The 9639-nt window shown below is 49.7% G+C and carries 8 protein-coding genes; 7 read left to right on the top strand and 1 reads right to left on the bottom strand.

Annotated elements, in window-relative coordinates; all coding sequences use genetic code 11:
* The first annotated feature begins 491 nt into the window (after window positions 1-491).
* The 7 genes from pal to thiD all read left to right on the top strand — a co-directional run bounded on the left by pal (window position 492) and on the right by thiD (window position 8818).
* Entirely contained in the window at window positions 492-977 is a 486-nt protein-coding gene (gene pal, locus HK25_RS09915) for a peptidoglycan-associated lipoprotein Pal (RefSeq protein ID WP_086553816.1), read from the top strand.
* 132 nt (window positions 978-1109) lie between these two features.
* Complete coding sequence (locus HK25_RS09920) at window positions 1110-1976, top strand: hypothetical protein (protein WP_198945972.1); 867 nt, start codon at window positions 1110-1112, stop codon at window positions 1974-1976.
* A 62-nt stretch (window positions 1977-2038) separates the two neighbouring features.
* Window positions 2039-3256, top strand: a complete 1218-nt coding sequence (gene tilS, locus HK25_RS09925; RefSeq protein WP_086636090.1) for a tRNA lysidine(34) synthetase TilS — start codon at window positions 2039-2041, stop codon at window positions 3254-3256.
* Between the two features lie 221 nt (window positions 3257-3477).
* Complete coding sequence (gene ftsH, locus HK25_RS09930; RefSeq protein ID WP_086553818.1) at window positions 3478-5409, top strand: ATP-dependent zinc metalloprotease FtsH; 1932 nt, start codon at window positions 3478-3480, stop codon at window positions 5407-5409.
* A 50-nt stretch (window positions 5410-5459) separates the two neighbouring features.
* Window positions 5460-6521 carry a dihydropteroate synthase gene (gene folP, locus HK25_RS09935; RefSeq protein WP_233127791.1) on the top strand — a complete coding sequence of 354 codons (1062 nt, stop codon included), beginning with the start codon at window positions 5460-5462 and terminating at the stop codon, window positions 6519-6521.
* A gap of 116 nt (window positions 6522-6637) precedes the next feature.
* Window positions 6638-7987 (top strand): phosphoglucosamine mutase, encoded by a 1350-nt coding sequence (gene glmM, locus HK25_RS09940; RefSeq protein WP_086636091.1) that lies wholly within the window; start codon window positions 6638-6640, stop codon window positions 7985-7987.
* 33 nt (window positions 7988-8020) lie between these two features.
* Window positions 8021-8818, top strand: coding sequence for a bifunctional hydroxymethylpyrimidine kinase/phosphomethylpyrimidine kinase (gene thiD, locus HK25_RS09945; RefSeq protein ID WP_233127792.1), 798 nt, complete (start codon window positions 8021-8023; stop codon window positions 8816-8818).
* Here the strand turns inward: thiD and HK25_RS09950 are convergent.
* Window positions 8808-9545 carry a response regulator transcription factor gene (locus tag HK25_RS09950; protein WP_086553821.1) on the bottom strand — a complete coding sequence of 246 codons (738 nt, stop codon included), beginning with the start codon at window positions 9543-9545 and terminating at the stop codon, window positions 8808-8810. The genes thiD and HK25_RS09950 overlap by 11 nt on opposite strands.
* Window positions 9546-9639: the final 94 nt, after the last annotated feature.

Genomic DNA, 9639 nt, shown 5'->3' on the forward strand with positions numbered 1-9639 from the left:
GAAATATTTTGAAATCCATTAGTAAATATAATTTTTTTATATAATAAATAAGGCTATTTATCTTTTTTTATTGTAAATGCAAAGAAAAAATTTATAATAAAATAAAACATCTTACCTTAAAATATAAATTAATATATTATTTTAATATCGTGATATTTTTTGTTTTTTTTGATACTGTTGCGATTGAATTTTTCTAATATTTTTATTGTTTTTTTTTGAAATACTCAGCCTTGTATCGGTGTTTTTCCTGCGGTTTATGACATGATTGTGCCATTTTCGTATGTTCTGCGAAGATGGCAGCGCTTGACCGCTTACTGGAGTTATGGCTAACGCAATGTTAGTCTCCATACGGTTGTCGACTCTTCAGGGGTATCTCAAATGAAGGGTGGAAAAATACGCGGAGATGTACAACAATATTCTGTGTATCTACTTCGACACTGTGTTTGATTAACACAGTTCCCGCAGGGAACGACAGTTCAGGATCCGAAATAATGAGACTACACCTTGTTGCTGCATTGAGCGCTATGACCTTCCTCACGGCGTGTGCCCATAAAAAGGTTGATACGGGTGCTTCTACCGGAGACGCAACACTCATTGCACCGCAGACAAGCGGTCCGGTGCCAGGCAGCGAGGCTGATCTGGTTGCGAGTGTGGGTGACCGCGTACTCTTCCCGTTCAATCAGAGCGGTCTGACACAGGATGCGCAGGCAACCCTGCTGAAACAGGCAGCCTGGCTGGCAAAATATCCTCAGGTTAATATCGAAATTGCAGGTAACTGCGATGATCGTGGTACCGAGGAATACAACATTGCTCTTGGTCAGCGTCGTGCAAATGCTGCACGCGACTTCCTGGTGGCTCATGGTGTAGCATCATCGCGCATTACGACCATTTCTTACGGTAAAGATCGTCCGACCGATCCGGGTGATGACGAAAGTGCATGGGCGCAGAATCGTAACGCAATTACTTCTGTCAAATAATTTTGACATTTAGTATTTGACGTAACAGAGCGGGTTCGGAGATAATCTTCCGGCCCGTTTTTGTTATTGTGGTCGTTTTTCTTTCAGTTCATGTGTAAAGTCTGACAGATTTTCAGCAAGGTGAGGTATCTCATGATACGCCGTTTTATACGTTCTGTTTCTGCTTGCGGGCGTATCGCTGTTCTGGGGGCTATGTTGCCTGTTGCGGGCGTGTCTGCCCTGTCCTGCACTGCTTATGCGCAGGATGCTGAGATGAGCAGAGAAGGGCTTGCCCTTCACAATCAGATTCTGGCGCTTCAGCAGCAGGTATCAGCGCTTAAGCAACAGATGGCCAGTTCGGGGGAAAGTGGCAGCACTCTTGCTCCGCCGTCTTCAACTCCGGCGACCTCATCATCTGGCAGCAATGACCTGACAGCACAGCTGCTTGATCGTGTCAGCACACTTGAGCAGCAGCAGCGTGACATGCGGGGTGAACTTGATCAGCAGGTTAACTCACTGCAGCAGCAGGTAGCAACTTTGTCAAAACAGCTGGCTGATGCTCAGTTTGCCGCTCAGAATAGCGGCGGTGGTTCTGTCAGCGCAGCTGCTCCGGCAAAAACAGCTGAAGCAGCCCCTTCTACACCAGATGCATTACTTGCTGCTGGTAAGGCTGCTTTGCAAAAGCGTGATTATACGACAGCGCATGATAATGCTGAGGCCGCGCTGAAAAATGCCAGAGGCAGCTTTAAAGTTGATGCTCAGTTTTTGCTGGCTCAGTCTCTGGCCGGGCAGAAACAGTTCAGGCAGTCAGCTATTGCCTATTATGATGCTTATCGTCAGTCTCCTAAAAGCGCCCGTGCGCCAGATGCGTTGCTTGGGGTAACGGCATCTTTGCTGGCTATGGGAGATAAAAAGCCAGCCTGTCAGGCACTGGCAAAACTGAAGCAGGAATTTCCGTCTCCTGCTGAACGTGTTTCTCATGCAGCAGCAATTTATACGGCCCGGGGTGGCTGTTCATAATTTCTGATCTGGCTGATCCTTTTTCGGTTGCTGCAATAACGCCTGCACAGTTTTGTGCTGTTATGGAGCGCCTTGGCCCGTGGGTGCCTGACCGCGCGGGTATGAGCCCGGTCGCTCTGGCTGTTTCCGGTGGTGGCGACAGCCTCTGCCTTGCCTGGCTTGCCTCGTTATGGCGTAAAAATCTGCTGGCTTTGATTGTTGACCACGGGCTTCGCAAAGACTCGGCAGAGGAAGCCAGGCTGACCGCCCGCCGGTTGCAGGCTCTTCATATTCCATCACGGATCATTACGCTGACTCATCTGAGTAAGGGCAGTGGTATCGCAGAGCGTGCGCGTTCTGCGCGTTATGTGGCACTTCGTCAGGCCTGTTATGAGGCGGGGTGTACTGATTTGTTACTTGGCCACCAGGCAGATGACCAGGCTGAGACAGTAGCTATGCGTCAGCGCGCCGGGAGTGGTTGTGATGGTCTTGCTGGCATGGCTTCAGTCACAGCTTTGCCTGAGGTGCGCCTGGTAAGGCCGTTGCTTGGTTTTTCGCGAGAAGCTTTGCGGCAGACATTGAGAGAGCAGCAGATTGAGTGGGTCGACGACCCCTCTAATGAAGATCTGACAGCTGAGCGTGTCAGAGTGCGTACGGCATTTCGTCGTGATAGTACCAGTCGTACAGCAGGCTGGGTGCAGGCAGCGCAGCAGGGCCGTTTGCGTATGGTGCGTGAGACTGAACGAATTGCAGCACTGGCACAGCAGAGCGCTCTGTTGCCTTATGGCTGGGCCATTGCCGGTGAAACTTTACCTCAGCCTGAAAATTTATCGTTGCTGATCCGCGCTGTTGGGGGCCTTACTTACCCACCTTCTGTTGCTGCTGTTGAGCAGCTGTATCTGCGTCATTGTGAAGCCACGCTCGCTGGTGTGCAGCTGGTACGCCATAAGACACAGTGGTTTTTGATCAGAGAGGCTGCCGCGCAGCAGGGGCCTGTTGCCCTGGCCGACCGTGCAGTGTGGGATAATCGTTTTAGGGTTAGTCTTCCTGCCGGGCTGGACGGAGGGGAGATCACAGTAGCGGCTGCGGGTTTCGGGCTTGCCCGTGAGCAGCGTTGCGGGTGGCCTGCGCGTTTTTGCGCAACATTACCGGCTTTGTGGCGCAGCGGGCAGCGGATTGCGGTTCCGCATATTGGGTTATGTGATGATCCGGCATTACAAAATATCAGGCTGATATTTGCTCCGCCGGTACCGGCAGGGGGCAGAACAGTGTACTATCCTGTTTGTCCGGTCAGTCCTTAAATATTGCGTATGACAGCTATGAGTTCTTTTCGTATCGCCTTACTTTTTTCAAAACAAAGACATTCTCTGTGCAGAAAAGCGGATTATCCCCTAGGAATGTGCAGATGATCACCCTATTTATAATCTGAATAAGTTGCAATTTTCGGCATCTGCTGCACAGATGATATTTTTACAGGACCTTTCTGGCGCTTTGCCAAGACGAGTATGGAAACACAGCCACTATGAATAATTTAGGCCGTAATCTGGCTCTGTGGGTTGGCATCATTGTGCTGTTACTCTTTCTGGTGAATGTTTTTCAGCCAGGAAGCACACAGCATGCCTCCCAGCAGCTTGCCTATTCTGATTTTGTTACTGATGTCGATACAGATCATGTCAGGTCTGTCGTCGTGCAGGAGCACAATATCTCTGGTGTGCTTAAAGATGGCACATCCTTTGAAACATATGCCCCCGATGACCCAAATCTGATTCCTAAAATGGTCAGTAAGGGCGTGCAGGTCAGTGCAAAACCGCTTGATCGTGATGGCAGCCCGCTGCTGCGTTATTTCCTTAATGCGCTGCCTATTATCATTATGATCGCAGCCTGGCTGTTCGTAATGCGTCAGATGCAGGGTGGTGCCGGCCGTGGTGCAATGGGCTTTGGTAAGTCCCGCGCTAAAATGCTGACAGAAAAGCATGGTCGCGTTACGTTTGATGATGTCGCCGGTATTGATGAGGCAAAGGGTGAGTTACAGGAGATTGTTGATTTCCTGAAAGACCCGCAGAAATTTACCCGGCTGGGTGGTAAAATCCCCAAAGGTGTTCTGCTGGTTGGCCCTCCCGGTACAGGTAAAACTCTGCTGGCCCGTGCTATTGCGGGTGAAGCCAATGTGCCTTTCTTCACCATTTCCGGCTCTGACTTTGTCGAGATGTTTGTCGGTGTTGGTGCGTCACGTGTTCGTGATATGTTTGAGCAGGGTAAAAAAGCAGCTCCCTGCATTATCTTCATTGATGAGATCGACGCAGTCGGGCGTCATCGTGGCGCCGGTCTTGGTGGCGGCAATGATGAGCGCGAGCAGACCCTGAACCAGATGCTGGTTGAGATGGATGGTTTTGAGAGCAGTGAAGGGGTAATCCTTATTGCTGCAACAAACCGCCCTGATGTGCTCGACCCCGCATTGCTGCGCCCTGGTCGTTTTGACCGTCAGGTTGTTGTGTCAAACCCTGATGTTGCAGGTCGTGAAAAGATTTTGCGTGTGCATATGCGCAAAGTGCCACTGGCCTCTGACGTTGACCCACGTATTATTGCCCGCGGCACTCCTGGTTTCTCTGGTGCTGATCTTGCCAATCTGGTGAATGAAGCAGCTCTTGCTGCTGCGCGTCAGGGCAAGCGTACAGTTGCTATGCGTGAGTTTGAAGACGCCAAAGATAAAGTGCTTATGGGTGCTGAGCGCCGTTCACTCGTCATGCATGAGGATGAGAAGAAGCGCACGGCTTATCATGAAGCCGGCCATGCCGTGACAGCTGTTCTGGTCCCTGAGAGTGAGCCTATTCATAAAGCAACGATCATTCCGCGTGGCCGTGCTCTGGGTATGGTGATGCGTCTGCCAGAGGGCGATCGTCTTTCTATGAGTCGCAAAAACTGCATTGCCCACCTTGTTGTGGCAATGGGTGGTCGTGTGGCTGAAGAGGTTATCTACGGCAAAGATAATATCTGTAATGGCGCTATGGGCGACATTCAGATGGCAACCAGAGTTGCCCGCAGCATGGTTACCGAATGGGGAATGAGCGACAAAGTTGGTATGATCGCTTATGCCGGTGACGATAATGGCAGCGCGGGTATGTTTGGCAGTGCGAAGAACTTCTCTGAGCATACAGCTATGGAGATTGATTCGGAAATCAAACGCCTGATTGATGAAGCCTATGAGCAGGCCCGTGACTATATGCATGGCAATATTGATGCTCTGCACAGGATTGCCGAAGGCCTGCTGGAGTTTGAAACGCTGACGGGCGAAGAAATTCGCCAGCTTATGAGAGGTCAGCCGATCGAGCGTAAAGAAGATGATGATTCCGGGCCGGTGAATCGTCGGGCTTCTGTTCCGCAGGTTATTGAAGCAGAAGTGAAGCCCTCAGGCAGTGATGATGGGCCTTCAGTTCCGGCGCCTCAGCTGAGCTAACGCTGCTGGTGACTGAACAGCTTTAAGATTAAGAACGGGGCGGCAGTTTTATGCCGCCCTTTTTTATTGTGGATGAGATGATGGATTTTACGCGTTTAGCTGAACCTTCAGGGCTTATTTATGGTTCCGTAGCGAGGGAGGCAGTGCGGGCTGGTCATGCCTTACCTCTTGCTGGCGGGCCTGCCGCTTTTACACTGGTTGACCTGATTGATGGTTATACGCGTAGCGGGTTTATGCCTGTTTCGTCTGTGCCAGCCGGGTGGCAGCCGCAACTTGAGCGTATTTCACGTGCGCCTGTCAGCGATGTTGTGTCATTGAACAAGCAGGTTATGGGCATTGTTAATCTTACACCTGATAGTTTTAGCAGTGATGGTCATGCTGGTAACGCTGAGCATGCAGTTGCAGCCAGCAGGCAGAGTGTTGAGCAGGGTGCGCGTATTCTCGATATTGGTGGAGAAAGTACACGTCCTGGTTCAGCGGTGATTACCCCCCGGGAGGAATGGCAGCGAATTGGAGAGACGGTTTCTGCGTTACGAGAGCATTTACCCGATACGATTTTGTCAGTGGATACGCGTCATAGCTTCGTTATGGAGCAGGCTCTGGAAGCTGGCGTTCATATTATTAACGATATTTCAGCGCTCGATGACCCCGATGCTTTGCCGTTGCTTGCGCAACATACCTGTGGCGTTGTGCTGATGCATATGCGCGGAACTCCCCAGACTATGGGAGCGTATACTGATTATCAGGATATTGGGTACGATACGGTACGTGAACTTGGCGAACGGTTAAAATATGCTGTTGAGGGGGGGATAAAGCCTGGGCGTATTATTATTGACCCAGGTTTTGGTTTTGCAAAAACAACAGAGCAAAACATGCAGCTGCTGGCGCGCGTGGCATTGTTTACTAATCTGGGGTGTCCGATTCTGGTCGGTGTGTCGCGTAAGCGTATGATCGGTACGGTAACAGGTGTTATTTCAGCTGCGCAGCGGGATGCTGGTACATACACAGCGTCACTGGCAGGGCTTGCTGCGGGCGGTTGTATCGCGCGGGTGCATGATGTCGCTGGTATGATGCAGTCTCTTAATACCTGGCAGGCGTTACAGAATTTTTAAAACGTCTGAGTTTATAACAGATACATGGTTTCGCGCTGAGGTAAATCGCTCTAGAACACAAAGGTCATTGTGCAGCATACGATGGCCGAAGAAAACCGGAATGCAGGAGAGCTGGGATGATACGTCAGAAACGTCTGTTTGGTACAGATGGCATTCGGGGTACAGCTAATCAGACCCCGATGACCGTAGAAACAGCTCAGCGTCTGGGTCAGGCTGCAGGTCTGCGCTTTACGCGCGGTGACCATCGTCATAGCGTACTGGTTGGCAAAGATACGCGTTTGTCAGGGTATATGATTGAAAGTGCCATGGTTTCTGGCTTTCTCTCAGCTGGTATGGATGTAACCTTTGTCGGGCCGCTGCCAACACCTGCTATTGCGATGCTGACCCGCTCTTTGCGTGCTGACCTTGGGGTGATGATTTCAGCCTCTCATAATCCCTTTGAGGATAACGGCATTAAACTATTTGGTCCTGATGGTTTTAAACTCTCGGATGCTGATGAGCACGAGATTGAAGACCTGATGGAATCTGACCTGACAGGTCGCCTTGCCGCCCCCGATAAAATCGGAAGAGCCTCTCGCCTGAATGACGCAGCCGGGCGTTATATTGAACATGCCAAGGCTTCTTTCCCGCGTAAAATACGCCTTGATGGTATGAAAATCGTCATTGATTGTGCAAATGGTTCGGCTTACCGGGTGGCCCCGACAGCCCTGTGGGAGCTGGGTGCGGAAGTTATTCGTATTGGTTGCACACCTGATGGTGTGAATATTAATGAGCAATGTGGGTCGACTTACCCTGAAACATTATGTGCTGCGGTCAGGCAACATAAAGCGCACCTGGGTATTGCTCTTGATGGTGATGCTGATCGTGTTCTGATTGCAGACGAAACAGGTCATCTGATTGATGGTGATCAGATTCTTGCATTAATTGCACAGTCCTGGAATCGTGAGCATCGCCTTGAAGGGGGAGGGATTGTTGCGACTGTAATGTCGAACATGGGGCTTGAGCGTTTTCTTAATGATCTGAATATCGGTCTTGAACGCACATCAGTGGGTGATCGCTATGTCGTTGAGAGAATGCGCGAACGTGGCATAAATATTGGTGGCGAACAGTCAGGCCATATGGTGCTGACTGATTTTGGCACCACCGGAGATGGTCTTATCGCGGCACTGCAAATTCTGGCATTTCTTGTTGAAGATGGCCGTCCCGCCAGTCAGGTGTGTCGTTTGTTTAAGCCTTTCCCACAGAAATTGCAGAACATACGTTTTACAGGGGTAAGCCCGCTTGAGCGTGAGAGCGTTAAGGAAAAGCAGGCAGAAATAGAGAAACAACTAGCTGGCCGTGGCCGTCTGGTTTTGCGTAAAAGTGGTACAGAGCCTTTGATACGTGTGATGGTTGAAGCTGAGGATTCTCTCCTTGTTGAACAGGCCGTTTCAGACATGTGTGGTGTTATAGAAGCCACCGAATAAGAGAAGAAGATGCAGAAAACGGAGCAGCCGGTCGTGCGTGTTCTCTCCATTGCGGGGAGTGATTCCGGCGGCGGGGCCGGTATACAGGCTGACATTAAGACCATAACGACCCTGCAGGGCTATGCCATGACGGCGATCACAGCCCTGACCGCACAGAACACGCATGGTGTTGATAGTATTTTGCCTGTTCCACCTGAGTTTTTACGGCAGCAAATTCATGCTGTCCTTAATGACCTGGGGACGGATGCTTTTAAAACCGGCATGGTTGGAGGAGCTGCAGAAATACGCGTGGTGGCTGAAGAGATACAGCATTATGTCTCGCGTTTTCCTGATGTGCCGGTTGTGGTTGACCCTGTTATGGTAGCAAAAGGTGGTGCAGCACTTCTGGCTGAGGAGGCGCTCGACACGTTACAGAACGTGTTATTACCACAGGCAACAGTTATTACGCCTAATATTCCTGAAGCGATTTGCCTGGTAAAGCAGGATATCACAACAGTAAACGAGATGCGTCAGGCAGCTCGCAGATTGTATAATGCAACCGGTGCAGCTGTTGTGGTGAAAGGCGGGCACCTGACAGATGATACACTGGTTGATGTTTTATTTGATGGCGTTAATTTCAGTGAGTTCTCTGATACGCGTATTAATACGCGTCATACACATGGCACAGGCTGTACACTGGCCAGTGCGCTGGCAACACGACTGGCACAGGGTTACTCTCTTTTTGACGCTGTTCATCAGGCCAGAGCATATGTCAGGCAAGCTATTGTAATGGCTCCCGGTTTAGGGGGGGGAGCCGGCCCTTTGTGGCATCAGGTCGCTTTTATGCGATAGCCTGCTGAGCATTTATCGAAGAATATGCAGGGACTGCCCCCTGTTCGCTTATAGCCATCGGGGTTTTAAGAATATAGCCTCTTCCCCAGATGGTAGTAATAAGTTTTCTGGCGCCGGCATCAGCCAGTTTTTTACGAAGTTTACAGATAAAGACATCAATTATTTTGATGTCTGGCTGATCTTGTCCATTATAGAGGTTATCGAGAAGAATCTCTTTAGTAAGAGTAATATTTTTACGCATCATAAGAAGTTTGAGAGTAGAGAACTCTTTGTTTGTCAGATGAACGGGACGCCCGGATACTGTAACGGTCTGTGAGTTCATATCCATGGTCAGGTCACCAATCTGAGTCACAGAACTTGCAAAGCCGCCTGAACGACGCAGAATAGCCTGAATGCGGGCAATAAGCTCATTTATGTCGCATGGCGTTGCAATATAATCATCAGCTCCATTAGCAAAAGCTTTTATTTTTGTATGTGGTTTATCGATATCAGATAAAATAATAATCGGGGTTTCCAGCCTTGTTGAGCGTGCTGTGTTAATAATATCAAACCCATCCATATCTGGCAGCATCAGCTCAATAATTGCCAGACCATAATTATAGTTACGCATCATTTCGAGTGCATCATGCCCTGATGAGCACACGTCAGTAATGAAGCCAATGCTGTTAAGTTTAGTTACAATTTCTTCCGTAAGAGACTGGTTATCCTGAGCAAAAAGAATGCGCATATTGTTTTCTCCGTGGAAGGAGCAAAATTACGCCCCTGGGTTGTATTAACAATCTTATAATATACTTTTAGGTGTTTTTATATAAAATAAACAC

This window comes from Acetobacter sp. DsW_059 (genome assembly GCF_002153695.1).
GTDB classification, from domain to species: Bacteria; Pseudomonadota; Alphaproteobacteria; order Acetobacterales; family Acetobacteraceae; genus Acetobacter; species Acetobacter thailandicus.